General features: G+C 46.2%; 25 protein-coding genes and 2 tRNA genes. 21 read left to right on the top strand and 6 right to left on the bottom strand.

What is annotated here, in order from left to right:
* Positions 1–89 precede the first annotated feature (89 nt).
* The 5 genes from GKG43_RS20020 (at position 90) to GKG43_RS20000 (ending at position 7,850) form a co-directional block, all read left to right on the top strand.
* On the top strand, positions 90–2,303 hold the full coding sequence (locus tag GKG43_RS20020) for an NlpC/P60 family protein (RefSeq protein WP_055152664.1): 2,214 nt from the start codon (positions 90–92) through the stop codon (positions 2,301–2,303).
* Between the two features lie 553 nt (positions 2,304–2,856).
* The gene (locus GKG43_RS20015) at positions 2,857–3,705 is read left to right on the top strand and encodes an Rpn family recombination-promoting nuclease/putative transposase (protein ID WP_243125879.1); all 849 of its coding nucleotides are present in this window, start codon (positions 2,857–2,859) and stop codon (positions 3,703–3,705) included.
* A 355-nt stretch (positions 3,706–4,060) separates the two neighbouring features.
* Positions 4,061–6,595, top strand: a complete 2,535-nt coding sequence (locus GKG43_RS20010) for a ribonucleoside-diphosphate reductase subunit alpha (protein ID WP_055152662.1) — start codon at positions 4,061–4,063, stop codon at positions 6,593–6,595.
* A 27-nt stretch (positions 6,596–6,622) separates the two neighbouring features.
* On the top strand, positions 6,623–7,666 hold the full coding sequence (locus GKG43_RS20005) for a ribonucleotide-diphosphate reductase subunit beta (protein WP_055152660.1): 1,044 nt from the start codon (positions 6,623–6,625) through the stop codon (positions 7,664–7,666).
* A 13-nt stretch (positions 7,667–7,679) separates the two neighbouring features.
* Positions 7,680–7,850: a hypothetical protein gene (locus tag GKG43_RS20000; RefSeq protein WP_154253362.1), complete on the top strand. Its 171-nt coding sequence runs from the start codon at positions 7,680–7,682 to the stop codon at positions 7,848–7,850.
* Here GKG43_RS20000 and GKG43_RS19995 read toward each other — a convergent pair.
* Positions 7,847–8,395 carry a DUF2284 domain-containing protein gene (locus GKG43_RS19995; protein WP_055152658.1) on the bottom strand — a complete coding sequence of 183 codons (549 nt, stop codon included), beginning with the start codon at positions 8,393–8,395 and terminating at the stop codon, positions 7,847–7,849. The two genes, GKG43_RS20000 and GKG43_RS19995, sit on opposite strands and share 4 nt — an antisense overlap.
* A 109-nt stretch (positions 8,396–8,504) precedes the next feature.
* Entirely contained in the window at positions 8,505–9,134 is a 630-nt protein-coding gene (locus tag GKG43_RS19990) for a cytidylate kinase-like family protein (protein ID WP_055152656.1), read from the bottom strand.
* A gap of 295 nt (positions 9,135–9,429) precedes the next feature.
* Between GKG43_RS19990 and GKG43_RS19985 the strand changes: the two genes are divergently transcribed.
* The 5 genes from GKG43_RS19985 (at position 9,430) to GKG43_RS19965 (ending at position 12,444) form a co-directional block, all read left to right on the top strand.
* Positions 9,430–10,530 (top strand): DUF3810 domain-containing protein, encoded by a 1,101-nt coding sequence (locus tag GKG43_RS19985; RefSeq protein ID WP_055152654.1) that lies wholly within the window; start codon positions 9,430–9,432, stop codon positions 10,528–10,530.
* A 174-nt stretch (positions 10,531–10,704) separates the two neighbouring features.
* Positions 10,705–10,776: transfer RNA gene (locus GKG43_RS19980), tRNA-Glu, on the top strand.
* A gap of 6 nt (positions 10,777–10,782) precedes the next feature.
* A tRNA-Cys gene (locus GKG43_RS19975) sits at positions 10,783–10,853 on the top strand.
* Between the two features lie 167 nt (positions 10,854–11,020).
* Complete coding sequence (locus tag GKG43_RS19970) at positions 11,021–11,896, top strand: MBL fold metallo-hydrolase (protein ID WP_050640809.1); 876 nt, start codon at positions 11,021–11,023, stop codon at positions 11,894–11,896.
* A gap of 245 nt (positions 11,897–12,141) precedes the next feature.
* Positions 12,142–12,444 carry a DUF6506 family protein gene (locus GKG43_RS19965; protein WP_050640808.1) on the top strand — a complete coding sequence of 101 codons (303 nt, stop codon included), beginning with the start codon at positions 12,142–12,144 and terminating at the stop codon, positions 12,442–12,444.
* A 99-nt stretch (positions 12,445–12,543) separates the two neighbouring features.
* Here the strand turns inward: GKG43_RS19965 and GKG43_RS19960 are convergent, their stop codons facing one another.
* Positions 12,544–13,419, bottom strand: coding sequence for a LysR family transcriptional regulator (locus tag GKG43_RS19960; protein WP_055152652.1), 876 nt, complete (start codon positions 13,417–13,419; stop codon positions 12,544–12,546).
* Between the two features lie 126 nt (positions 13,420–13,545).
* Here GKG43_RS19960 and GKG43_RS19955 point away from each other — a divergent pair, with 126 nt between their 5' ends.
* The 6 genes from GKG43_RS19955 to GKG43_RS19930 all read left to right on the top strand — a co-directional run bounded on the left by GKG43_RS19955 (position 13,546) and on the right by GKG43_RS19930 (position 19,493).
* On the top strand, positions 13,546–15,012 hold the full coding sequence (locus GKG43_RS19955) for a UbiD family decarboxylase (protein WP_025655725.1): 1,467 nt from the start codon (positions 13,546–13,548) through the stop codon (positions 15,010–15,012).
* Positions 15,013–15,023: 11 nt separating this feature from the next.
* Positions 15,024–15,596, top strand: coding sequence for a UbiX family flavin prenyltransferase (locus GKG43_RS19950; protein WP_050640806.1), 573 nt, complete (start codon positions 15,024–15,026; stop codon positions 15,594–15,596).
* An 89-nt stretch (positions 15,597–15,685) separates the two neighbouring features.
* Positions 15,686–16,417, top strand: a complete 732-nt coding sequence (locus GKG43_RS19945; protein WP_050640805.1) for a DUF554 domain-containing protein — start codon at positions 15,686–15,688, stop codon at positions 16,415–16,417.
* 104 nt (positions 16,418–16,521) lie between these two features.
* Positions 16,522–16,881 carry a hypothetical protein gene (locus GKG43_RS19940; protein WP_055152650.1) on the top strand — a complete coding sequence of 120 codons (360 nt, stop codon included), beginning with the start codon at positions 16,522–16,524 and terminating at the stop codon, positions 16,879–16,881.
* A 332-nt stretch (positions 16,882–17,213) separates the two neighbouring features.
* Positions 17,214–18,509, top strand: a complete 1,296-nt coding sequence (locus GKG43_RS19935) for an amidohydrolase (protein WP_055152649.1) — start codon at positions 17,214–17,216, stop codon at positions 18,507–18,509.
* A 273-nt stretch (positions 18,510–18,782) separates the two neighbouring features.
* The gene (locus tag GKG43_RS19930) at positions 18,783–19,493 is read left to right on the top strand and encodes an HAD family hydrolase (RefSeq protein WP_055152646.1); all 711 of its coding nucleotides are present in this window, start codon (positions 18,783–18,785) and stop codon (positions 19,491–19,493) included.
* An 86-nt stretch (positions 19,494–19,579) separates the two neighbouring features.
* Here the strand turns inward: GKG43_RS19930 and GKG43_RS19925 are convergent, their stop codons facing one another.
* The gene (locus tag GKG43_RS19925; RefSeq protein ID WP_154253363.1) at positions 19,580–19,744 is read right to left on the bottom strand and encodes a hypothetical protein; all 165 of its coding nucleotides are present in this window, start codon (positions 19,742–19,744) and stop codon (positions 19,580–19,582) included.
* 308 nt (positions 19,745–20,052) lie between these two features.
* On the opposite strand from GKG43_RS19925, the gene GKG43_RS19920 reads away from it, so the two are divergent.
* Entirely contained in the window at positions 20,053–20,613 is a 561-nt protein-coding gene (locus tag GKG43_RS19920; RefSeq protein WP_050640801.1) for a YdeI/OmpD-associated family protein, read from the top strand.
* A 101-nt stretch (positions 20,614–20,714) separates the two neighbouring features.
* On the opposite strand, the gene GKG43_RS19915 is transcribed toward GKG43_RS19920, so the two are convergent.
* Complete coding sequence (locus tag GKG43_RS19915; RefSeq protein ID WP_070102376.1) at positions 20,715–22,520, bottom strand: BlaR1 family beta-lactam sensor/signal transducer; 1,806 nt, start codon at positions 22,518–22,520, stop codon at positions 20,715–20,717.
* Between the two features lies 1 nt (position 22,521).
* Positions 22,522–22,908: a BlaI/MecI/CopY family transcriptional regulator gene (locus GKG43_RS19910; RefSeq protein ID WP_055152644.1), complete on the bottom strand. Its 387-nt coding sequence runs from the start codon at positions 22,906–22,908 to the stop codon at positions 22,522–22,524.
* Between the two features lie 330 nt (positions 22,909–23,238).
* On the opposite strand from GKG43_RS19910, the gene GKG43_RS19905 reads away from it, so the two are divergent.
* The 4 genes from GKG43_RS19905 to GKG43_RS19890 all read left to right on the top strand — a co-directional run bounded on the left by GKG43_RS19905 (position 23,239) and on the right by GKG43_RS19890 (position 26,720).
* Entirely contained in the window at positions 23,239–23,391 is a 153-nt protein-coding gene (locus tag GKG43_RS19905; RefSeq protein WP_154253364.1) for a hypothetical protein, read from the top strand.
* A 146-nt stretch (positions 23,392–23,537) separates the two neighbouring features.
* Positions 23,538–24,407 carry an AraC family transcriptional regulator gene (locus tag GKG43_RS19900; RefSeq protein WP_330377580.1) on the top strand — a complete coding sequence of 290 codons (870 nt, stop codon included), beginning with the start codon at positions 23,538–23,540 and terminating at the stop codon, positions 24,405–24,407.
* A gap of 96 nt (positions 24,408–24,503) precedes the next feature.
* A complete protein-coding gene (locus GKG43_RS19895; RefSeq protein WP_050640798.1) occupies positions 24,504–25,121 on the top strand; it encodes a DUF4867 family protein in 618 nt (205 codons plus the stop codon).
* Between the two features lie 114 nt (positions 25,122–25,235).
* A complete protein-coding gene (locus tag GKG43_RS19890; RefSeq protein WP_129879718.1) occupies positions 25,236–26,720 on the top strand; it encodes an L-fucose/L-arabinose isomerase family protein in 1,485 nt (494 codons plus the stop codon).
* Positions 26,721–26,761: the final 41 nt, after the last annotated feature.

Genomic DNA, 26,761 nt, shown 5'->3' with positions numbered 1-26,761 from the left:
TCTTTCATACTGATTTTAGTATATCAGATTCATTAAAATCTGTCCGAAAAAGTGTCTTAATTTATGAGACCATTATAGGAATAATTAGAATGAAAGCAAAAGAGTACAAAAGAATGCTGGCAGTTGTCTTGTCGGCAGGAATGATGGCTGTACAGCCGGCATCCGTTATGGCAGCCGACACAGGCCTGAACGATCCGTTACAGCAGGAAGCAGGAGCGGGACAGGACGGCGCGCGTTCGGAAGACACAGAACAGCCAAACGACACAGAACAGCCAAACGACACAGAACAGCCCGAAGAGATCCGCCAGGCAGCGGCAGTTGACGGAAGTGAAACCATGGTAGATATCTCGGAAGAAGTTCTCAAAATGCTGGAGGATGGCTCCGTTTACCAGGATGAGGAGACGAAGTTTTTATACGACAGCAAGACAGGGCAGAAGGTAGATCCGGTTACGGGAGAGCGGGTGGAAGAAAAGCCCGGGGAGAATCCAGGCGGTGACGTTTCTGATCAGCCGGGGGATAATACGCCGGACAAGCCAGGTGACAGCACACCGGAGAAACCAGGGGATAATACGACCGATAAACCGGGTGAGAATACACCGGACAAGCCGGGTAATGATGGCGAAGACGGAAAAGACAACGGGGATAAAGAAGAGAATGGCAGCACATCCGACAATGGAAATACCGGGGGCAGTCAGAATGGATCAGACCAGGAGAATGGAGATACACAGAAACCATCCGATTCCGGAGAAACTGGCGGCCAAGAAGGGAGTGAAGGCAAGCAGCCCGAAGATGCCAAGGAGTCACCTGCTGCGCAGGAGCATTCTACAAATCAAGCGTTAATTGCCGGCCAGCAGATTATTAAACTTCCCGAGATAAAGAAGGACTTCAGGTTCTGGACGGTGGCAAGAAGGTATGCCTTTGCAAAAGCTAAGTTATCCGTGCGTGAAGAGATGACAGAGGATGCAAGAGCCGTTGGCTCTTTGAACACAAACGGACTTCTGTATGTACTTCAGGAAGAGGAAGACGGCTGGCTGTATGTGGAATCAGGCACGGTTCGCGGTTTTGTGAAAGCGGATGAGGTTCTGCGCGGAGAGGATGCACAGAAGCTTTTAACAAAGTATCAGGACAGGGCGAAGAAAAAGGCCGAGAGAACAAAGACAAAGTATACCGGAATAGAAAGCGTGGTTTCTGTTGCGAAGGAGCTGATTTCCCAGAGTGAGAACAATGCGTTTTTACATACACATTCAACGGTGAACAGGACCGTTATTGACAAGAAGTATGCACTGACAACCATCGGACTGCTCAACGTTAGAGAAGGCAAAGATACGAATACCCGGATTGTAGGGACGCTGAAGGCAGACAGCCTGTGCTATGTGCTTGCAGATGAGAATGAAGAGTGGGTTTATATTGAATCCGGCGATGTGAGAGGATTTGTAAATAAAAAGTATCTTAAGACAGGGAATGAAGTGAATAGGACTGTGGAGGAGAAGGGAGAAGAGAACTTCCCGACTGCCAGCGAGATTATTGAACCGGAAAAGAACAAGGCCTGTTATTACACATTGACTTCAGTAAAATCAGGGGTTCCCGGCAGCAGTGTCAGACAGTCTGTTTTAGAGTTTGCCTCACAGTTTATCGGCAATCCTTATGTCTGGGGCGGAACCAGCCTGACAGAAGGTGCAGACTGCTCCGGGTTCGTACAGAGTATTTATAAGGAATACGGATACAGCCTGCCGAGAGTGGCGGAGGATCAGGCACAGTATGGAACCAAGATTGCCGTGGAGGATGCACAGCCAGGAGATCTGATATTCTATGCAAAGAACGGTTATATTCATCATGTCGTGATCTATGCGGGAGACGGAAAAACTGTTGAGGCCATGGGATCAGATTATGGAATCGTCCAGGGGAATGTGGATACATCCGAGGCAGTGTGGGCGGTTAAAGTCCTGGATGACAGTGTGGGCGGCGGTTTTGCCAGCAGTATTGGCGAAGTGAATGCCACAGACGATATGTATGGAGAGTATCTGGGAGATTACCAGCTGACTTATTATTGTTCCTGTGAGATATGCTGTGACGTGGAGACCGGTATTACAGCAACGGGAACTCCGGTTGTGGAAGGACAGACGATTGCGGTAGATCCGAGCGTGATTCCTTATGGAACTCAGGTTATTATTGGGGGACATGTATTCACTGCGGAGGACTGCGGAGGCGCGGTGAAAGGGAACCATATTGATATTTATGTCAATGACCATGACAGGGCTCTTAGTATGGGCGTGAATCAGGCGGATGTGTATTTGGTGAAATAAAGGATGCCTAAGGGGATCTTATCATTTTTTCTGCGGGTGAGAGAGATAAAAACCTGCTCCCAGCCGGGCAGACAGATTAGTATTTTAATTGATCTGTCTTCCAGACTGGGAGTATTTTGGGTTTGTTGAAGATAGCATAAAAAATTTAATAAAAATTTTCTTGAATTAACACTCATACCGTGTTAAATTAAATGCATTCGGAGGAATAATGACCGGGTGCATTTCAAACATTCTTTATATCTAATCATAATGAAGAATTTCATTCTTTTGGACAAATTCGTCCTAATATTCAATGTTTGAAAAAAGAATAAAGGCGTATACAGGCAGAAACAGGTGGTGCTTATGGGCTGAATAGAAATTACGAGAATATAATGTTATTTTTATACAGAAAAATCAGACCAGGAGATAAAATATGGGAAAAAGTGATGTATATATGAAACGCTGGCTTTCTAATAAAGAGCGATTTGCCGATTTGATAAACGGCTCGCTGTTTCATGGAAAGCAGATTTTTTCGGGGGATAGTCTGCGGGCTGAAGACAAAGAGCAGAGAATAATGATTCGAAAATCAGACGGTAAAGAGATTGCAGTCCAAAGATACCGGGACATCATAATGACAACGGAGAATCAAACTAGGATTGTCGTGTTGGCATGTGAAAACCAGGAGGAAATCCACTATGCAATGCCTGTGCGCACAATGTTGTATGATGCCTTGAGTTATGCGGACCAAGTGAATGAAATAAGGAAAATGAGGAGAAAAGACAGGACCTTTGAAAGCCCTGCGGAATTTCTTTCGGGGCTGAATCGAACAGATTTATTGACACCTGTCATAACGGTAATCTTTTATTATGGTGAAAAAGAATGGGATGCAAACAGGGAATTACATGGACTGCTTGGGATAGACAGAGAAGAATATCAGTTACTGAAAAGATATGTGCCTAATTACAAAATTAATCTGATTGATCCAAGAAAGCTGGACGGGCTAATGTGTTTTCAAACTGATTTACAGATCGTTTTCGGAATGCTAAAATATAGAAAAAGCAAGGAAGAGTTGCTTAATTTTGTGGAAAAGAATCTGAAGTATTTTAAAAATATAGAAGAGGATTCTTACAATGCACTGAGGGTATTGCTTGGTTCAGAGGGCAGTTTAAAAGAGATGGAAGAAAAAACAGGAGGGATAGATATGTGTAAGGCATTGGATGACTTATATCAGGATGGTGTAAAAAAAGGAGTAGAACAAGGGATACAACAAGGAGTAGAACAGGGGATACATCAAGGAATTAAAGCGTTTATCGCAGATTATCGAGAAGAAGGCTTTAGCGACGAAAAGATAAGAATTAAGCTGGTAAAGAGGTTCTTAATAACCCCTGAACAAGCTTTGGATTACTGCAAAATGATATCTTAGAGGGCATATAGGGTATCTCTCTGGCAACATCTGATCATACATACCAATTATATACCGATTCTTATAAAGTTTTCTTTTACAAGAAAAATCGCTACCAAATCTTAAGTATTCCGAATAGAATTCTCCTTCAGCAAGAAAACTAATTCCAAGATGTAGTCGTACTCTGTGAAATAACCAAACGTGGATTGCAACATTCGCCGTAACAGTTCAGGCCTGCCTGAACTGTTACTATTCGTCTCACAATGTAAGAATCTGTATATTGCTAACAACGATATGTTGTGGTAATATGTTTTACATGGCACAATAGATTGTATAAGTGTGTGAAAATATTTGGTGTGAAAGGCTTGGAAATTCTATGAAGATTTATAAGAGAGATGCAGCTCTGGCTGTGTATGACCCGGAGAAAATTAAAAATGCGATAGGGCGTGCCTTTTCCAGTGTGGGCAGTTCTATTGAAGAATCAGAAAGCAACAGGCTTCTGAATAGAATTGAGTCGAAGTTTCCGGTCGATGTAAATGCAGGAGAACGGCCCATATCGGTGGAGGAAATTCAGGATTTTGTTGAACGGACTCTGATGGAGGAGAATTATTACAGGGAACTGAAGAGCTATATCCTGTACCGGGAGGGGAGGGCGAGACGAAGGATATCCCGCCAGCGGATTGCGGCAGAACTAGAAAGTATTCCCGGAGTTACAGGCGTATTGGCCGGCATTCAGAAGGAATTTATTCAGGAGGAATACGAGCTGGAGCAGCTGAATGCCAGATTTCAGGCGCTTTTAAGCCATGGGCTGACGGATCTGGAAAAGCTGGCTGTACTCGTAAAAGCATGTGCGGAGCTGACGACACAGGAGGCGCCAAAGTGGGAGATGATTGCTGCCAGGATCAGAATGCTCAGTTTTGATCTTCAGCTGGACAGGCAGATGCAGGCATTTCATATTCACAGCTTTTATGAAAAAATATGCTGGCTTACGGAACAGGGGCTTTATGGAAAATATATATTAGAAAATTATTCCCAGGAAGAGATCGGGGAGTTTGAGACATGGCTTTGTAAGAAAAGGAATGATCTGTTTACATTTTCCAGTCTGGAGCTGCTGCTTGGGAGATATACCATCTGCAGCAGGACGGGGGAACCGCTGGAGGCACCCCAGGAAATGTTCATGGGAATTGCAATGCATCTGGCGATGAAAGAGAAGAAAGACAGAAGCATCTGGGTCAGGCGTTTCTATGATATGCTCAGTACGCTTAAAGTGACGATGGCAACGCCGACGCTTTCTAATGCGAGAAAGCCGTACCACCAGTTGTCCTCCTGTTTTATTGACACAGTGCCGGACAGTCTGGATGGAATTTACCGCAGTATTGATAACTTTGCTAAGGTTAGTAAATACGGCGGAGGGATGGGCATGTATTTTGGCAAAGTCCGGGCAAGCGGAAGCTCTATCCGCGGATTTGAGGGCGCTGCAGGCGGTGTGATCCGCTGGATACGGCTCGCTAATGATACGGCTGTGGCGGTGGACCAGCTTGGGGTCCGGCAAGGGGCCGTGGCGGTTTATCTGGATGTGTGGCACAGAGACCTGCCGGAATTTTTAAATCTGAGGACAAATAACGGCGATGAACGGATGAAGGCTCACGATGTATTTCCAGCAGTCTGCTATCCGGATTATTTCTGGAAGCAGGTACGGGATCATATAGACAGTGACTGGTATCTTATGTGCCCCCATGAGATACTGACTATTAAAGGATATGCCCTGGAAGATGCTTTTGGGGAGGAATGGGAGGAAAAGTACCTGGACTGTGTGCGGGATGAACGGATCCGCAAGCGGGTCATACCGATAAAAGATGTGCTTCGGCTGATTATCCGCAGTGCAGTGGAGACCGGGACGCCCTTTGCTTTCAACCGGGATACGGTGAACAGAGCCAACCCAAACCGGCATAAAGGTATGATTTACTGCAGCAACCTATGTACGGAGATCGCCCAGAATATGAGCGCGATAGAGCTGGAAGAGCAGCGGACCGAGGAAGTAGACGGTGAGACCGTTGTCGTGACGGTGACAAAACCAGGCGAGTTTGTAGTGTGCAATCTTGCCAGCCTGTCATTGGGGCATATACAGGTGGAGAACTATGAGGAATTGTCTTACATTACCGAGAGCGCTGTACGTGCTTTGGATAACGTGATTGACCTGAATTTCTTTCCAGTGCCCTATGCCCGGATTAATAATCTCAGATATCGTCCGATCGGTCTCGGCGTCAGCGGATACCAGCATATGCTTGCAAAGCATGGGATTCGCTGGGAAAGCCAGGAACATCTGGATTTTGCAGAAAAGGTTTTTGCGGATATTCACTATGCTGCATTAGAGGCCAGCAGTAATATTGCAAAGGAAAAAGGCAGCTACGCCTATTTTGAGGGAAGTGAGTGGCAGACAGGGGCGTATTTCCGGCAGAGAAATCTGATAGATGAAAGGTGGAAGAAGCTTGCAGACAGGGTGGCGGCACAGGGACTGAGAAACGGCTATCTTCTGGCAGCGGCACCGACCAGCAGTACCAGCATTATAGCCGGGACGACGGCAGGTCTGGATCCTGTGATGAACCGTTATTTTCTGGAGGAGAAGAAAAACGGGCTGATGCCGAGAGTTGCACCAGAACTTTCGATGGAGACATTCTGGTATTATAAAAATGCACATTTAATAGACCAGTCCTGGTCTGTGCGGGCCTGCGGCATCCGGCAGAGGCATATTGACCAGGCACAGAGTATGAACCTTTATATTACGAATGAGTACACCTTCCGCGGAGTTTTGAATCTGTATCTGCAGGCATGGGAAGAAGGGGTGAAGACGATTTACTATATTCGCTCCAGAAGCCTTGAAGTTGAGGAATGTGAGGTTTGCTCTTCTTAAGAACAATGTTGAAATCAGGAGGCTGACATGTCAGAACTAGTTAAGAAACCACTCTTTAATCCGGAGGGAGATATCGAAGTTACAAAACGAAAAATGATTGGGGGAAATACTACCAATCTGAATGATTTTAATCATATGAAGTATAATTGGGTCAGCGACTGGTACCGCCAGGCTATGAATAATTTCTGGGTGCCGGAGGAAATCAATCTGAGCGTTGACATCAAGGATTATAAAATGCTTCCTGCTGCAGAGCGCAGGGCTTATGATAAGATCCTGTCCTTCCTGATATTCCTGGACAGTATCCAGACTGCGAATCTGCCGAATATCGGAGAATACATTACTGCAAATGAGGTGAACCTGTGTCTGTCTATCCAGACATTTCAGGAGGCGGTGCACAGCCAGAGCTATAGTTATATGCTGGACACGATCTGTGAACCGCAGGAACGCAATGCCGTACTCTATCAGTGGAAGGAAGACCGGCATCTGCTGGAAAGAAATGAATTCATCGGAAAACTTTATAATGCATTTCAGGAGGAAAAAAGCCCGGAAATGCTGGCATGTACCCTAATTGCCAATTATATTCTGGAAGGGGTGTATTTCTACAGCGGGTTTATGTTCTTTTATAATCTTGGCAGGAACAGGAGGATGCCAGGATCTGTGCAGGAGATCCGATATATTAACCGGGATGAGAACACCCATCTGTGGCTGTTCCGTAGTATTTTGATGGAACTGAAAAAAGAGGAGCCATGGCTGTTTACTCCGGAGAGAACAAAAATTTACCGTAGTATGATCCAGGAGGGCTGCGAGCAGGAGATCCGCTGGGGGCATTATGTGATCGGGGATGATATACAGGGGCTGAACCGGGATATGATCACGGATTATATCCAGTATCTGGGGAACCTGCGGTGTAGAGGTCTGGAGCTGGATCCTATTTACGAAGGGCATGAGAAAGAACCGCAAAGCATGGCCTGGGTCAGTCAGTTTTCGAATGCTAATATGATAAAGACTGACTTCTTCGAGGCTCGGAGCACGGCTTATGCTAAGAGCAGCGCGCTTGTGGATGATCTTTAGGAGGGGCGCCTGTATGGAGTGTGCCTTCTGCCGCAGTCCGGGAAACTTCCCGGGCTACGGCAGGAGGCACATTCCATACAGGCTTGGTGCATCCAGGCGGAAGAACTTTATGCGGCGAGAGCTGACGGAGGCAGCGGATGGTGATGGAAATGGGGTGTGTTTTGGGCTGGAACAGGGGGTCTAAAATAGCAGGAGGCCGAAGTAGGTTACTGTGTTGGGGCCGTTTATGTAGCGGACTTTGGCTGTCCTGGAGAGGTGCTGGACGTTGATTCCGAAGCCTTCTACAGCGGGGGTGAGGGTTCCGGGCATGCGGCAGGGGGCGTCGGGGTATGTGCAGGTCTCGCAGTGGATACAACCTTCGTTGGAGAGCAGAAGGTAGGGGAAGCTGCTGCCAAGGAGTCCGCGCAGTCTTGCGGATACTTGTTCGAATTCTTTGTGGCCTTCCTGCATTCCTTCCACATCGAAGGAATCTTCCAGGTCGTATTTTCCGGTGAATACCATGCCGTTTTCAAATGCCAGACACCGTGCTTTGCATTCGCTGACGGTGCCTACGGCAGGGGGACAGGCCCAGGATTTTCCGTATTGGCCGCAGCCGTTTGACTGGCAGATTCTGCGGACTTCTTCCTGAAACAGGATGTCGGTGGTTGATATGAAACCATATTGGTAGATACCGATTTCTTTTAACTGGGACTCTCCCGGTATGTGGCAAAATGTTTTTTCTTCTGACATGATTGGTGATTCCTTTCAATTAACTTTTATTGACCCGGCAGTATGTGAATATGGCCGGATGTTACATTTTTGACAGTAGCGCTGTTGTAATAACTGTGCCTGTGGTAATTTATTCACCGGTCATTCCCTTATAAATCAGTTCCAGATACCTGACTGCCCGGTCCATCCCTAGATTGCTTATGTTCAGGATCATATCATGAGAACTGACAGCATCCCATTCATTTCCGGTATATGTCTCATAGTAATAACGGCGTTCTCTGTCAATCTTTTTCATCTTATCGGCGGCCTTCCGTTCAGTCAGTCCGTAGAGTTCCATGGTTCTCTTTACCCTGTATGCCTTGTCGGCACAGATGAAAACATTCAGGCATTCCGCCTGTTCCCGCAGCACATAATCCGCACATCTTCCAATAAATACAGCCGGTCCCTTTTGTGCCAGTTCGCGAATCAAATTACACTGTACATAGAACATTTTGTCAGTCAAAGGCTGTTGGTAATCTACTCGTCCAACATAGTCCATCATAGTTCCCGGCGGGTATGCGTATGTTGTTAAAAATCCGTTCAATGCAGTTTCATCCACGGAATTAGCCCTCTCTTCGCTGATGCCTATTTTTTCTGCTGCAAGTTCAACAAGATTTTTATCATATAATGGTAAATTCAACCGCTCCGCAAGCCGCGCACCTATTTCGCGCCCGCCACTTCCAAATTCCCTGCCTATCGTGATCATTACATTCTTTGACATAGTCTACAGCTCCTTTCTCTTATTTTAGGTTCGTCCTTTCTATCTACTTTTATTATACTTAATTTATTAGATAACAACAAGATGAATTTAAAGACTGCGAGAGGGGGCCACTGCTGCTCATACCTTTAGGATGTGTACAGTAACTGCGGGAGGATGACTGCACCTACCTCTTTATTTCGGCTCCTCCTTTCATAAGTCTAATCTTGTCTTTTGCTTCCGAATACAGTATGATTTATATATCATATATTTTTTCTGGCAATCGTACATAAAGCATAATTGCAGAGGAGCAGCAGGAATGGGAAGAGCGCGGAGAAAACGGAAGTTCGGTACAACTGAAAAACGGATGCTTACAGGCTGTTCTATGCTGGCAGTGAGCGCGGTTCTTACTGTACTCTCAGGGCAGTCCCCGGGGATGGCTGAATGGTATTCTACCCACATCTATCCGGTGATTGTGTCTGTGGTGGGGCGGGTTTCCGGATTATTCTCCTGTTCACTGGCTGAATTGTGCTTGTACGTTCTGGTGCTTTTGACAGTGGGTTCCCTGATCCATGCGGTTGTGGAAGCAGCCAGAAGCGGAAGCGGGGGCGCTGTCATGCTGCGGTGGGCTTCCGGCCTGTTTTTGACGGTCTCTGTTCTTATGCTTCTATACGTTGCAAACTGCGGCATTAATTACAGGCGGGGTTCATTCTCTGAAAAATCGGGCATTGAGACGGCTGCATATACGGTGGAAGACCTCAAACAGACCTGCCTGTGGCTGACTGAGGAAGTAAATGCAAGGGCCGGACAGGTGGAACGGGACGAGAACGGGGTGATGCTGCTGGAGAGTGCGGAGGAAAAAGATGCGGTGAAAGCCATGAAAGCGCTGGGCAGCCAGTATCCCGCGCTTGAGGGATATTACCCAAGACCGAAAGGGCTTCTCGTATCAGAGATTCTTTCCTATCAGGGGCTGACCGGTGTTTATGTTCCATTTACGGTAGAGGCGAATTATAACAAAGACATGACTGCTTACAATATACCGTTTACGGCCTGCCATGAACTGTCACACCTGCGTGGATTTATGCAGGAGGAAGAAGCCAACTTTATCGCATTTCTTGCGTGTAAAGATGCCGAACGAGGGGACTTTCAGTATAGCGGATACCTTATGGGCTGGATCTATAGTATGAATGCACTGCGACGTGCTGATGCAGAAGCATGGCAGGCGGTAAGGACGGCGCTCGATAAGAGTGTAGAGGCCGACCTCCAGGCTAACAGCCGGTTCTGGGCAAAGTATGACGGGGCAGTGGCGGAAGTGTCAAATAAAGTGAACGATACATATCTCAAGGCAAACGGTCAGGAAGACGGAGTAGAAAGCTATGACCGGATGGTGGACTTAATTGTGGGGTACTGGATGAAGTAGAATTTCTACTGGCGGTGAAGGTGTTTTTCAGGTCTGCGCAGCAAATGCGCAGACCCATCTGAACTGTTATAGTTTATAAAGAAAAATTGTTCAAAAGGCTTGATTTTTGAGGCGAGTTATGATAATATAGACAACGGTCACTGTAAAAGCGGTGGCACTTATAGAATAGATAATGGCTCCTTGGTCAAGCGGTTAAGACATCGCCCTTTCACGGCGGTAACACGGGTTCGATTCCCGTAGGAGTCATACTAAGGCGCAGTAGCCAAGCGGTAAGGCGTGGGTCTGCAACACCCTGATCACCGGTTCAAATCCGGTCTGTGCCTCTGGAAAAAGCCCGGAAATTCAAGATTTCCGAGGCTTTTTTGTTTTCCGGCAAAGAAAGACCTACCGGACGGGATGCATTCCGATCAGCTGGAAAGCCTGAGATCTTAAGATTATGCCAATGCAGCTTAAAACCAAACAATCCTGACGATACAGTGGAGGTACTGCCATGTACGAATTAAACCAAGCAGGCAAAAACAGTTATTATATCCAAAGCCCCGCAAAGATTGGGCTTTATAAGTTAAATGAGGCGGAGGTCTGCCTGATTGACAGTGGAAGCGATAAGGATGCTGGCCGAAAAGTCCGGCAGATTCTGGACAAGAACGGCTGGCGCCTGACTGCCGTCTATAATACCCATTCCAATGCAGATCACATTGGCGGCAATCAGTACCTGCAGGGACAGACTGGATGCATGATCTATGCTCCGGGAATCGAACGTGATTTTACAAATTCCCCTGTCCTTGAACCCGCATTTCTTTATGGTGGTTATCCGCCAAAGGACTTAAGGCACAAGTTTTTGATGGCAAAGCCCAGTCATGCAGAGTATCTGCGGAGAGAAAACCTGCCGGAAGGACTGAGCATAATTCCGCTGCCGGGACATTTCTTTGATATGGTGGGATTCAGGACATCCGATGACGTGGTTTATCTTGCAGACTGTCTGTCCAGCAGGGAGACGCTGGAGAAATATCAGATCGGGTTTATCTATGATGTTGCGGCTTATCTCGATACCCTGGAAAAGGTAAAAAGGATGGAGGCGTCGATGTTCGTCCCTGCGCACGCAGATGCAGTGGAGCAGATTGCGCCGCTGGCCCAGCTGAACATAGATAAGGTAAATGAAATCGCAGACAGGATTACAGAGATCTGTAAAGTGCCATGCTTATTTGAACAGGTGTTGCAAAAGCTGTTTTTGGGCTATGGACTTACTATGAACTTTGAGCAGTATGTGCTGGTTGGAAGCACAGTACGGTCGTATTTAGCCTGGCTAAAGGACGGGGGGCGGGTAGAAGTGCTCTTTGAAAACGGGCAGTTGTTGTGGAAATCATAGAGTTACTATACACGGCCTATAGGCCGTGAACAGTAACATCATAGATAAAATGGATTGTAAGGTTGATTGACATCCGGCAGGTAAAAGACTATGATAGTTTTATAAATCAGTGAAACAAATCAACCATATGCTGAAGTGTTTTGATCCTTTATTTTTCAGCTTTGCTGAAAACCTGCCAACAGGGTATGCGTTACGGTGTGCCCTTGTGCGTACTTCAGTATATAACTTAAGAAAGGAGACTTCCGATGTTTGAATGTGCATTTATCTATGTAGCAGAGGGCGTGAACGAAGAGATGAAAAAGGTAGTTATCCCATGTGCGGAGCTCAACTTGAATGTGGTCGGCGTTGAAAACTATGAGGAAGCAGAAATCGCGGCCAAAGAAATGGCGGCCAAGGGCTGTAAAGCAATTGAATTATGCGCAGGGTTTGGTTACGAAGGTGTTGCCAGAGTTAAAAAAGCGGTTGGCCCGGATATCGCGGTAGGAGCAGTAAAATTTGACTGCCATCCGGCTTTCGGATATAAAAGCGGTGACGAAATGTTTCAGTAGTTTTGACGACACGAAACTCCAGGGTAAAAGAAAGAGCGCTTTCAGCTTTGTGCTGAAGGCGCTTTGTGCGTAAGAGGCAGGCGGCATGGGTTTCGCAAGTTAATGCAATAGCCGCAAATAAAAAATAAACTCTTTTAAAGCCGGAGTAATCTCTTCGGCTTTATTTTTTATGCAGCAGACGGGAAGGTTCACTTTTGGAACCAAAGGAATTACGGCTATATTTTCACTGTGGAAGGTCTGAAAGTTTTTCTTTGGCAGCAGGCTGATACCGTCTCCGATCGAGATTGAGCTGATAATGGATTCAACCCTTCCGGTGCGCAGTATTTGAGGATTGATTTTGTTTTTATGGAACAGCCTGAGACAGAGCTGGTGAACGGTAGTGTAGGGATTCATCAGAATAAAGGACTCCTGGCTGCATTCCTGAATGGTAATTTCCTGCTTATCGGCAAGCGGGTGGCCGGAAGGCACTACAACGACCAGTTCGTCCTGTGCGACTTCCCAGGTACGGTGCAGTTTGGTATCGGCAAGGCCTTCTCTTGCGATAATCACATCGTATTTCCCCATTGCAAGACCTTCCAGAAGTTCATTTTCCTCCAGCTCGTCAAGATGAATCATAATATCCGGATGGAGCTTGGAAAATTCCCGGAATCGGGGGATAAACTGATACTGGTTCAGAATCGGCAGTATCCCGATGTGAAGTTTGAGCTGCTTGGATTGCTGATAGGTTCTCAGCTGTTTCATCAGCTGGTGGTACTGAGTGGCGAGCGGCAATGAATTTTTATAGAAAAACTGACCCGCATCCGTCAGATGTGCTGTTCTTTTACTTCTGTCAAAAAGCTGCACGTCCAATTCTTTTTCAAGCTTTATAATCTGTTTGGAAAGTGAAGATTGAGAGATATGTAAGGATTCTGCCGCGTCAAAGAAAGTTTTGTGTTTTACAATCTCAATAAAATAATCCAATTGTTCAAATGTCATATGATCTCTCCTTTGATTCATTCCATTCTGGAATGAATTATAACACAAGTTGAATTGATTCACCAGATAAATAGCATTAAAATGAAATCAATCTAAAAGCAATATAAAAGCAAAGGAGAGAATGAAATGGAGAAAAAAGTAGTGGATCTCAGAAGCGCGTTGGAATTGTTGAGGGAAATGCCCGGACAGTTGATTGAGACGGATGTACCTGTTGAGCCGATGGCAGAATTGTCAGGAGTATACCGTCATGTAGGAGCAGGCGGTACGGTAATGCGTCCGACAAAAGAAGGTCCTGCGATGATCTTTAATAACATTAAAGGCCATCCGGATGCACGGGTAGCGATCGGGGTTATGGCAAGCCGCAAGAGGGTGGCAGCACTGTTCGGATGCAAACCGGAAGAGGTTGGCAAGATGCTATACAAAAGCGTAGACAATCCGATTCCTCCGGTTCTTGTAAAAGATGCACCGTTATGCCAGCAGGTAGTACATAAAGCAGAAGATCCTGATTTTGATCTTTTTAAACTGGTTCCGGCTCCAACAAACACACCTGTAGATGCGGGTCCTTACATCACACTTGGTATGTGCTATGCAACTCATCCGGAGACTGGACTGAGTGATGTTACCATTCACCGCCTCTGCATTCAGGGAAAAGATGAACTCTCTATTTTCTTTACACCTGGTGCACGTCACATCGGCGCTATGGCAGAGCGTGCAGAAGAACTGGGACAGAAACTTCCGATCTCCATCAGTATAGGTGTAGATCCGGCCATTGAAATTGGTTCCTGCTTCGAGGCTCCTACAACACCAATGGGATATGACGAACTCGCAGTAGCCGGTGCACTGAGAGGAGAACCTGTAGAACTGTGCCAGTGCCTGACTGTAAATGAGAAAGCAATCGCTAACGCAGAATATGTAATTGAAGGCGAGATCCTTCCGAATGTACGTGTAAAGGAAGACCAGAACAGCCATACAGGCTATGCAATGCCTGAGTTCCCGGGATATACAGGACCGGCATGTGATCAGTGCTGGACAATCAAGGTAACAGCAGTGACTCATAGAGAGAAACCAATCATGCAGACCTGTATCGGACCAAGCGAAGAGCACGTATCTATGGCCGGCATTCCAACAGAAGCAAGTATCTACGGAATGGTAGAAAAAGCAATGCCTGGCAAACTCCAGAACGTGTACTGCGCATCTGCAGGCGGTGGAAAATATATGGCGGTAATGCAGTTTAAAAAGACCGTTGCAAGTGATGAAGGAAGACAGAGACAGGCAGCATTGGTTGCATTTACGGCATTTAGTGAATTGAAGCATATCTTCCTTGTAGATGAGGATGTGGACTGCTTTGATATCAATGATGTGCTCTGGGCCATGAACACCAGATTCCAGGGAGATGTAGATATTATTACCATCCCGGGCGTAAGATGCCATCCGCTGGATCCATCAAATGATCCTGCATGCTCACCGAGTATTAAAAACCGCGGAATCGCCTGCAAGACAATCTTTGACTGCACCGTGCCGTTTGACCAGAAAGAAAGATTTAAGAGAGCACAGTTTATGGACGTTGATCCAACACATTGGGTGAAAGACTGAGGATATAAGCTATGGAAAAGAAGAGGATTATAATAGGAGCCACAGGGGCAAGCGGACTTCCTATACTGCATACTTGCCTGGAATTAATTCGGGAAGCCGAAGATTACGAATCTTACCTGATCATGAGTGATTCGGCAAAAATAACGCTGAAGCAGGAGACTTCCTATACGGTGGAAGACATATGCCAAAGCGCGGATCATGTACTGAACATGACCGAGATCGGAGCCGCTCCTGCGAGTGGGTCCTTCCGTACAGAGGGGATGCTCATTGTACCCTGCAGTATGAAGACAATAGCCGGAATTCACGGCGGGTATGCAGATAATCTGATTCTTCGGGCAGCAGACGTAACAATAAAGGAGCAGAGGCCTCTGGTGCTGGCGGCAAGAGAGACCCCCTTAAGCCCGATCCATCTGAGAAATCTTTACGAACTTTCTATGATGCAGGGAGTCCGGATTATCCCGCCAATGATGACCTTCTATCACAGGCCGGAAAATATTGACGAGATGATCTATCACACTGCAGCAAAACTGGTAGAGCCATTTGGAATAGATGCCAGGAAATTTCGAAGATGGAATGGACTATAACATTATAACATTAAATTTTACAGAAATACAACAGGCTGTAATAAAATCGGTGCAGTCCTGCAAATTTGAGAGGAAGAGGAGTAAGTGACATGCCAATAGGAGTAATTATAAATGCATTGTCCGTCGTAATCGGCGGAGTATTAGGAACGGTACTGAGCAAGAAACTGTCAGCAGAATTCAAAGCACAGATTACGATGGTATTCGGAGTGTGTTCCATGGGAATGGGAATCAGCACCATCGGATTAATGGAAAATATGCCCGCTGTAATCTTTGCGATTGTAATCGGAACAGGGCTTGGACTTGTCATCCATCTTGGCGCCGGCATCAATAAAGGTGCAGCCGGTATGCAGAAGATGATCAGTAAGTTTGTAAAAGGTTCCAACAGCTCATTGCCGGAAGAAGAATTCATGAGTACCCTCATTACAATTATTGTACTGTTTTGTGCAAGTGGTACAGGTATCTATGGATCTATCGTGGCGGGAATGAGCGGAGACCACTCCATTCTGATCTCCAAATCAATCCTGGACTTATTTACAGCAGCTATTTTTGCATGCAATCTGGGTGCAGTGGTATCCCTGATCGCAGTGCCGCAGTTTATAATCTTCGCTTTACTGTTTTTCGGAGCAACCATCATCTTCCCGCTTACTACACCGGCGATGATTAATGACTTCAAGGCTTGCGGCGGATTTCTGATGCTGGCAACCGGTTTCCGCATGGTAAACATAAAGAAGTTCCCAACAGCAGATATGATACCCGCGATGATTATTGTAATGCCGTTGTCCTATCTGTGGGTGACGTATATAATGCCGCTTGTTTCTTAAATTACGGACTATTTAAAAACGCAGATATGGTAAGGGAACATAACAGTTAAGACCGGCCTGGACTGTACCGTAGGAAATAAAATAGATACATAGGAGTATGTAAGATGGAATGGATAATTATACTGTCATTTGCAACGTTAAAAATTCAAGTGAAACGGCTGGGAGAGGATTATTTTATCATCATGCAGGGCGGTGACAAGCCGCATATCGGATGTACGGTTCTCTCCATACCCAGACCCTCTCTGAGCGGAGATGGGAGCATCAGCGTTACATCCTCCACACTGAATGTGACGGGGCATAAAGACGACATTATCTGCCGCTATGTGGCGGAAGAGGTATGCCGGAAAAAGAATGCAGTAACGGTGTGCAGCGGTGGTTTTCACACAGACGGAATCACAGAAAAAGAGATTATAGAAGTACAGCAGACCGTGAAACAATTTGCAGCAGACCTGGAAATTCCCTAGTACATCGTAAAATAAGTAACTGCCTCATAAGCTGAGATAAATTTTCAAGAGTGCTGCTCTGCAAACGCAGGCGTAGTGTGGGCTACGCTGAGGCTTGTGGAGCAGTGCTATCGGAAATTTAGGTCGGCTTATGTGGCAGTTAATTATTATACGATGTACTAGTACATCAGTGTATTAATATTTCGGTAACAAGTGTCTGATACCTGCGTATACCGGATCGGCCATATAGTTACAGATTCAGAATAAATAAGCTCTCTTCGTAAATACTTTATAGGAATATGTTTTTAAAGCGAAACGTATCTGAAATCGTATTTTTGGAAGGGGGCTTTTTTATGTGGATCATTAACGGAAAAATCTATACCATGGCAGGGAAGGTATATGAAAATGGATATGTAAGAATCAAGGGGAAAATCATTGATGCAGTCGGACCCATGGAGCATGCGGTCGAAATAGGGCTGCCGGATCTGGGAGGCCTGAAGAAGGATGAAACTTCTTCCGGTAAGAGAAGTTTGTCTTCTTTATCCGGCGGGACCCGACGGACAATTTCGGATAAAGAGGGCGGGGGTACTGCAGAGGATGAATATGACGAAGCGGTACTGGATGTACATGGTGCATGGGTGCTTCCCGGTCTGATCGAGGCACACGCACACATAGGCCTGACGGAAGAGAAGAGCGGGACCATCGGGGATGACTGCAATGAGATGACGAATCCTGTCCTCCCGGCAATCCGTGGGCTGGATGCGGTGAATCCCATGGATCCGGCATTCCACGATGCGATCCAGGCGGGAATCACCTCAGTAATGGCCGGGCCCGGCAGCGCAAATGTCGTGGGCGGTCAGTTTGTATTTATGAAGACACATGGGCGCTGTGTGGATGAAATGATTGTCAAAAGCCCGGCGGCTATGAAGGTAGCATTCGGGGAAAACCCAAAGACAACCTATGGGGAACAGAATACATGTCCTTCTACAAGGATGGGAACAGCCTATATGCTGAGGAAAGCGCTGTTTGATGCCAGAAAGTATCTGGAAAAACGGGAGAGCGGCAATCTGGAGGAACAGGATTTTGATATGGAGCCGTGGATTCCCGTGCTGAAGAAGGAAATCCCCCTGAAGGCTCACGCACACAGGGTGGACGACATCTTTACCGCCATACGGATTGCAAAGGAGTTTGATGTGGATATCACCATAGATCATTGTACCGACGGGCATCTGATCGCGGAAGAGATCGCAGCGTCGGGATATCCGGTGATTGTAGGGACGGATCTGACTTCCCGATCCAAGGTAGAGGTAGAGTATATGAGTTTTAAGACGGCCGGGGTTCTCGCTGACGCGGGAGTGAAGATTGCGGTGACAACGGATCACCCGGTCGCTTTGATCCAATATCTCCCTATTTGTGCGGGGTACTCTGTAAAATACGGGCTGCCTATGGAAGAAGGGCTGAAAGCGCTGACCATAAATCCGGCGCAGATCTGCCGGACGGATGACCGCGTAGGCAGTCTTGAGCCAGGAAAGGATGCGGATATTGCGGTGTTTGACGGAAATCCTATGGAGGTATTTACGCAGACTTTATATACAATCGTGGATGGGGAGATTGTCTATGATAAGGAGAGCAGTTCCTGTCAGGGATAATCCGGATGATTCGAGGTGCCGCAGTGTTTCAGGCAGAGACGCCGGCCTGGTTACACAAAGTAATTTATCATAATTTTATAGGGCTGAATTCCGCTTAGATATAAAGGGAGTCAGTCCTTTTATCTGCTCAGAAATTCCTGTATATATTTCATACTAATGAAAGAATACACATCCCGGTCCAGTTGATCCTTAACACAGATTACTACATAGACGAAACAGCTTTTACAGGTTATAATGTGATTTATATCAAATTGATTATGGAGGAAAAAGAATATGGATGCGCTTTTGTTTGATATGGATGACACGCTGTACGATCACCTGGAACCCTTTGCTCTGGCATATGAGGATATGTTTGCAGGGACATACGCGATTTCCGTGGAGCATTTATTTTTTATAAGCAGAAAATACAGCGATAAAGCCTTTGAACGTCTGCAGTGCGGCGGGATTACCATGGATGAATTATGCATTTACAGAATACAGAAGGCCTTTCAGGAGCTTCATATAGAGATCCCGGCAGGGCAGGCCCGGGAGTTCCAGCGACGGTATGCCGGGTATCAGATGAAAGTCAGTATATCCGAAAAGATGAAGGGAATTCTGTCTTTTTGTAAGGAAAGAATTCCGATGGGAATCATAACAAATGGCACAGCCGACCACCAGAGGCCCAAAATAGAGCAGCTTGGTATCAGGCAATGGATTCCAGATCAGAACATCTTCATATCGGAAGAAATGGGAATGGACAAACCGGACAAGCGCATTTTCTGTAAAGCCTGTGAACGAATGGGTATTGCCCGGGAAAATGTGTGGTTTGTAGGGGACTCCTACGTTAACGATATAGAAGGCGCTCAAAACGCCGGTCTTCATACCATCTGGATCAGGCGCAGAAGCCACAATCAGCAGACCGGAAGTGTGAGCCCTGACCACTGCGTAAAGACTGAAGAGGAACTCTACATGTTATTGCAGAAGCTCCTCGCTGCAGGAAACTAACCCCCACGCCTCCTGCCAGCGTACAAAAAAAGCCTTCCGTCCCTGCATATCCAGTGCGGGAACAAAAGGCTCTGTTGCGAAAGCCATTAGAGCAAAATATACAGCACAAGAAGCAGTGCACTGGTAATCACAAAAGGCTTTTGAATTTTCTGAGCAATTCTATTCGCCTTCGGACTGGAAATCCAAAAAAGCGTCATATAAACAACCGAGCATATCAAAGCGGCGATCAATACCATAAATTTCAACATCATTTGTCCTCCCACAAGTATTACATACCGTTCTTATTATAAACAATTCAAAGCAAGAAAACTACTTCCATTTTATGTCAGACAAATTAATATTCCCAGCCTCGTTACTATTTACGGCCCAGGGGCCGCGCATAGTAACCCAGCCTCACAGACTTGGGCTGTTCTCCGGCCCGGCCTGTTCCGCATATCCAAAAGGTTGGAAATCACGCTGATAAATACAAGATTTTCAGGCTCTCGGATTTGTGGTAGAATGAAAGAAACAGTAAACTGACAAGGAGGCCATAGAAGGCGTACGAAAGGAGGAGCACATAATGAGTGACATAATGGAATTTGCAGACAGAAAAGAATTCAGGCAATGGCTTTCTGACCATTACCTGTCAAATGCCGGCGTTTGGCTTCTGTTTGGAAAAGCGGGAGGGCCGAAAACAATAAAGGCAAGCGAAGCGCTTGAAGAAGCCCTTTGCTTTGGCTGGATTGACGGACAGATGCAAAGCATTGATGACAAAACATACAAGAAATATTTTTCTTTACGCAGGAAGAACAGTAAATGGTCGGATAAGAACAAGGCGTTGGTTAAAAGCCTTGAAGAACAAGGACTTATGACCGATTGGGGCAGGAAGAAAATAGAGGAAGCGAAAGAGAACGGACAATGGGATGCTCCCAAATCCCCGACGGGGACAGAGGAACAGATCGCCTTTTTATCTGATTTGCTAAAAGTCTACGAGCCCGCTTATGCAAATTTTCAAGCAATGCCCTTATCAGTCAAGAAAACCTACACGCGGGCATATTTTGACGCAAAGACAGATGCCGGACGGGAAAAGAGAATCGCCTGGATGGTGGATAGGCTCAATAGAAATCTAAAACCGATGTAAAGGTTATGTACGCCTTCTTGGGTATAAGCCGCACTTGCATAACTGGGGAAACAGCAAAGCCAGCCGAGGCAGTTAACGAACAAGACGAACGGCTCTTTTTCTCAATACTTCCCCATCTTGTCCAGCACATCCAAAGCGATTTCGGCCGCCTTACTGCCGGATGCATTTTTTTCATTTTGAATCTGAACGGCGAAGAAAGACACATGGCCGTCCTGGCTGACAAATCCTGTAAACCATCCGTTTATTTCCTGACCGTCCACTGCTCCGGTCCCGGTTTTTCCATAAAGTGAGGCGTTGCCTTTGGATGCAAGATACATCGCATTTTTCACCGCATCTATATTTTCTGAATGAAATCCAAATTCATTGTAGTAGAATTTTTTCAAAAGAGATACTTGCTCAACGGGGGAGATTTTGAGTGATGATTCCATCCAGTAAGAGTCCGTCCCTCCGCTCACATCCTGATTGCCATATCCGATTCTTCGAAAATAGTCTTTCACCGCAGACTGACCGGCCTGTCGGTCGATCGATTGAAAATACCAGTTAACGGAGTTTCGCATAGCAGAATTCAGGTTCTGGTCTGTATTCCATGCGTCAAAAGGCCATTTGGTTCCATCCCAGCCCATATGTGTATGCCCGGGCGTGATGATCCCGGTTTCCAGCCCAAGGAGCGCATCGAATATTTTATACGTGGAGTTGGGAGAGACTCTGCGCGAAGCCATTTCCTGATTGTAAATCTGCCAGATATTTGTTTCGGTGTCAAACAATACAAAACTGCCATCATATCCCTGAAAATAGGATTCGAGATCTATATATTCTGTGGTTTCTCCGGTATTCTGGAAGGAATCATACTCCTGTACGCCGGCGTTGATAGATAAAATGGGAGAGAGGCCCAGCAAAACGACGGACGGAAGCAGGCATAGCAAAACCCCTTTGATTTTAGCGGATCTGGACTGAGGGCGGTAATCAGCGATGTGCAGAATTCTTCTTGTAATTTGTTTTTTGTTTCCTGCCATGGGGGCGGAATAGGAGGGGGGAGCACAAGTAAGTCTTGAGGCAAGGTTGATCAGGGTGATTCCATATTCTGTATACTCTTCTTTAGCGAGCATCTGCAGAACAGCGGCATCGCAAGCGATCTCCCGGTCACACTGCATTTTTTTCATCGCATACCAGACCAGGGGGTTAAACCAGTATACGAACTTTGAAAGATTTATAATATGATTTGCCAGGGCATCTCTGTGCCGGTGATGCTGTAACTCATGCAGAAGCATAAAACGCAGTTCTTTCCCGCTTATCGTGCCGCTGTGAAATTCTGAGACCAGATGAAGGGGAAGATATATGCGGGGGTGGATCAGACCTGTAGTAATCGGGGAACTCAGGTATGAAGTACTGTAGACTGGGAGCGCCTTTTTCAAATGCATTTCGTTTACACAGTTGTGATAAAGTGCGAGGATGTTTTTATTTTGGAGCAAAAGTGCAGAACGTTCCAACCGACAGAGGCGTAATCGGGAGCGAAGAAAATATAGAGCCATTGCCAGCATTCCGGCAAACCAGACGGCAGAGAGAGCTCCGGCAATAACAGCCCCCCTATTGTGGGAAACAGACATGGCGAAATCATTCATCCAACCTGCTGCGGTGGACACTGCATTTCCTGCATCGGCAGCATCAATGCGGCCCCCGGAAAGTTTAGAGGGGGAGCCGGATCCCAACAGGGAAAGGATCTGGCTGAACCCAATGGGAACCGGCGGCAGAAAGGGTACGGCAAATATTGCCTGCAGAAGAAACCAGAGGTTGTACTGCATGCGGGCTGAAATATGATTTTTGAGAAGCCGCTTCGCGGCGAACATGATACATATAAAGAGAGCGATAAAAAAGTTACAGATAAAAAATCGGATGCCAAAACCGGTCACATTACTTTCCTCCCTCTTTGGATTGTTCTGCGAGCAGGCTGCGCAGGGCTTCGATATCGGATTCGGTTAAGTTATCATGTTCCAGATAAGAAGATACCATGGCGGTAATATCCCCATGAAAGTAGCGCTCTAAAAAAGAAGTGCTTTTTTGGTTGATATACTCTTCTTCCATCACAAGCGGGCTATAGATAAATACCCTGCCCTTTTTTTCAAAAGAGAGTGCGCCTTTATTCACCAGGCGTTTCAGCAGAGTCTGTATTGTTTTGGGGCTCCAGGTGGTATGGGCTGTTAAATAGTCGGTCACTTCATTTGTACTGACCGGTGCACGTTTCCATACGACCTTCATTACTTCAAATTCTGCTTCTGAAATCTGAGGCAGTACCGTCATGTTTATTCCTCCATTAACTCTTACGTATGTAATATAAACATTATAATCTTCCGGGGGGGAGTCTGTCAAACAATGCAGAGACGGCAGGGGCGTATGCTTGCGGCTGCAGGGGTGAAGCAAAGGGGTCAGACCCCTCTGCAAAAGGGACGATCCCTGGTGAGGCAGTGTGTTTGTATGCCTGAGTTTGAATCGGGAGCCTTATCTTGCAAAAACGTAAGGTTAAGCCGTTTGATTGAAAGACTTATGCAAGGCTTTCACAAATTTACTGTGATAGAATAAAAGTGTATTTAGGCGCAAAGAGTTTTCTTTTATCAGACAGGAGGCCGGTCTATGATAAAGCAAAAGACAGTGGAGATACTGGGTAAATTAGTGACAGGGATTATATTATTATTCCTTGGGACTCTGTTTGTGGTGGTGGGAGTCTTCCTGGGATTTGCAGACAGTTTACTGCGAAAATTTGATAAATGCAGTTTGAAGAAATGAACTGTTTTATAAATAATAAATATTGGTAAGTCTTTCTGCCGGTGTTTACAAAATCACCTGAAACATACTATAATCAGGGCAGCGTTACATCTCCCTCCGGAAGATTGTAATTACCCCTGAAGCTAACGGAATAGGAGAGACGTGGAATGTTTAATCCGGAAAGGATCAGTAAAGGAGGCGGCAATATGGAATTCAGCCATGAGTTGATTGTGCCGAATGAAGATTTACCTTTTAAGGTATTTGTCTTTGAGGGCAGGGAAGGCAATTATTTCCGTGATAAGCACTGGCATCGTTCGGTGGAAATATTTGCGGTATTTGAAGGAGAGCTCTCTTTTTATATAAATGAGGAAAAGTATCCTCTCAGACCGGGGGAATTCATGCTGGTGAATTCCAATGAGATCCATTCCGTGGATTCTCCGGAGCCCAATATGACGGTTGTTGTACAGATTCCGCTGAAGGTTTTTGAGAAATACTATACAGGAGAGCAGTTCATCCGTTTTACCCATGATTCAAAATCCCAGGATGAGAGGGTGATGATCCTGATTTCTTCTATTTACCGGGCATATACCGAGAAAAAGTGCGGATATGACCTGAAAGTACAGGGGATGTTTTATGAGCTTTTGTACTTACTGGTAACCAGATACCGGGAGATGGAAGTGAGCCGGGAGATGGTAAGGAAAAACCGTAAACTGAACAGGCTGTCTGTCATTACGTCCTATGTGAAAGAGCATTACACGGAAGAGATTTCGCTGGAACGGCTGGCGGAGATCTTTGGCTATTCTCCTGCTTATCTCTCCAGGATGTTTCAAAAGTATGCGGGAATCAATTATCTGACCTATCTGCAGAGCATTCGGGTGGAATACGCATACCAGGAACTGGCAAATACGGAACGGACGATCAGTGAGATTGCGCTGGATCATGGATTTCCGAACAGCAAGGCTTTGGCCAAGGCGTTTCGCAAAAAGTACGGAATGCTGCCAAGCGAGTTTAGAAAAAAGACAAAAAAGTGCCATTGATTAGATAAATATTTGGTCGAAAAGTACAGAATATGCTGATAAAATTACCTCATAAGGATAAATATGAATAAATTTTTGTTTTTAGGAGGGATAATGATGGATATTCAAAAAGTAACGGATTCTTCGTTTGGCAAATACGGAAGAGTGCTGCAGGGCTATTCTATCTGCAGAATTCTGAAGGAGATGGAGCACACGCCTCTGCCGAAAGAAGTAATTTACGTAGCATCTGTAGAAGAGATGGAGGCCCTTCCGGAAGCGGAAGCCTTTAAAAACCGGGCATTTGGGGGACTCCCGATCGAAATCGGATACTGTAATGGAGATAATCATAAGCTGAACGGGCTGGAGTACCACCGTTCATCTGAGATTAATATTGCGGTGACCGATATGATTCTGCTGCTCGGTTCCCAGCAGGATGTGGGAACGGATTTTACGTATGATACTTCGAAGGTGGAGGCGTTTTATGTGCCTGCGGGAACGGTGGTGGAGATGTATGCGACCACGCTGCACTATGCGCCTTGTACCGCACAGCCGGGAGGATTCAGATGCGTTGTAATTCTGCCGGAGGGCACCAATACGGATCTGACATTCACTCCGGGCACCGAGGGCGAGGATTGTCTGATCACCGCGAAGAATAAGTGGCTGATCGCCCATGAGGATGCAAAGATCGAGGGTGCTTTTTGCGGACTGAAGGGCGACAATATTACGTTGGATTAAAAACAGACTGTACATATAGGCCGGAAGAACCGGGTTCATGCGGAGGGATCCTATAATATTCTGTTATTAAAGAAACGAATAAATTTATTTATAAAGAAAGGTAGGTACATGATTATGAATAACATGCCGGAATTGAAAATTGGAGTTGTAGCTGTCAGCAGGGATTGTTTCCCGGAGAGTTTGTCGGTAAGCAGGCGCGAGGCGCTGATGAAGGCTTATCACGAGAAATACGGGGAAGAGGGAATCTATGAGTGCCCGGTCTGTATCGTGGAGAGCGAGCTCCACATGGTACAGGCGCTGGAAGATGTGAAGAATGCCGGATGTAATGCACTTGTTGTTTATCTTGGGAACTTCGGGCCGGAGATTGCAGAGACATTGCTTGCAAAGCACTTTGACGGGCCGAAGATGTTTATTGCAGCGGCGGAGGAGCGCGGAGACAATCTTGTACAGGGGCGCGGGGATGCTTACTGCGGCATGCTTAATGCAAGCTACAACCTGAAACTGCGCAATATTAAAGCATATATCCCGGAATACCCGGTTGGCACAGCAGAAGAATGTGCTGATATGATTTATGAATTCAGGCCAATCGCGAGGGCTGTTGCAGCGCTCAATGATTTGAAGATTATCAGCTTTGGACCGCGTCCGCTTAATTTCCTTGCATGCAACGCACCGATTAAGCAGCTTTACAATCTGGGCGTTGAGATAGAAGAAAATTCTGAACTGGACTTATTTGAAGCATATAACAAACATGCAGGGGACGAGAGAATTCCGGCTATTGTAAAAGAGATGGAAGAAGAACTCGGTGCAGGGAACAAAAAGCCGGAGATCCTTGCAAAGTTAGCGCAGTATGAGATCACCCTGAAGGATTGGGTGGAGGAGCACAAAGGTTACAGAAAATATGTGGCAATTGCAGGCAAATGCTGGCCGGCGTTCCAGACACAGTTTGGCTTCGTTCCATGCTATGTAAACAGCCGTTTGACCGGACAGGGAATTCCGGTATCCTGTGAAGTCGACATTTATGGGGCTTTAAGTGAATTTATCGGAACCGTAGTAAGCGAAGATGTCGTTACCCTGCTGGATATCAACAATACAGTACCGGCAGATATGTACAAAGAGGAGATTGAGGGCAAATACAACTACACACACAAAGATACTTTTATGGGCTTCCACTGTGGAAATACCGCATCCAGCAAGCTTTCCTTCTGTGAGATGAAATACCAGATGATCATGGCAAGAGCGCTGCCGGAAGAAGTGACACAGGGAACGCTCGAAGGCGATATCGTACCGGGAGATATTACATTCTTCAGACTTCAGAGCACAGCGGACTGTAAGCTGCGCGCATACATAGCCCAGGGAGAAGTACTTCCTGTAGCAACCCGCTCCTTTGGGGCTATAGGCATCTTTGCAATTCCGGAGATGGGAAGGTTCTACCGCTATGTATTAATTGAGGGCAACTACCCGCATCATGGTGCAGTAGCGTTCGGCAATTATGGAAAGGCGCTTTTTGAGGTATTCAAATACATAGGAGTGCCGGTGGAAGAGATTGGGTATAACCAGCCGGCCGGCGTACGGTATCCGACTGAGAATCCCTGGAAATAAACAGAATATTCTGAAAACGGTGGGCAAGGGGGTCAGACCCC

It is taken from the genome of Eubacterium sp. BIOML-A2, from assembly GCF_009680135.1.
GTDB classification, from domain to species: domain Bacteria; phylum Bacillota; class Clostridia; order Lachnospirales; family Lachnospiraceae; genus Faecalicatena; species Faecalicatena contortus_B.
This window is presented reverse-complemented; position numbering and strand designations above follow the sequence as displayed.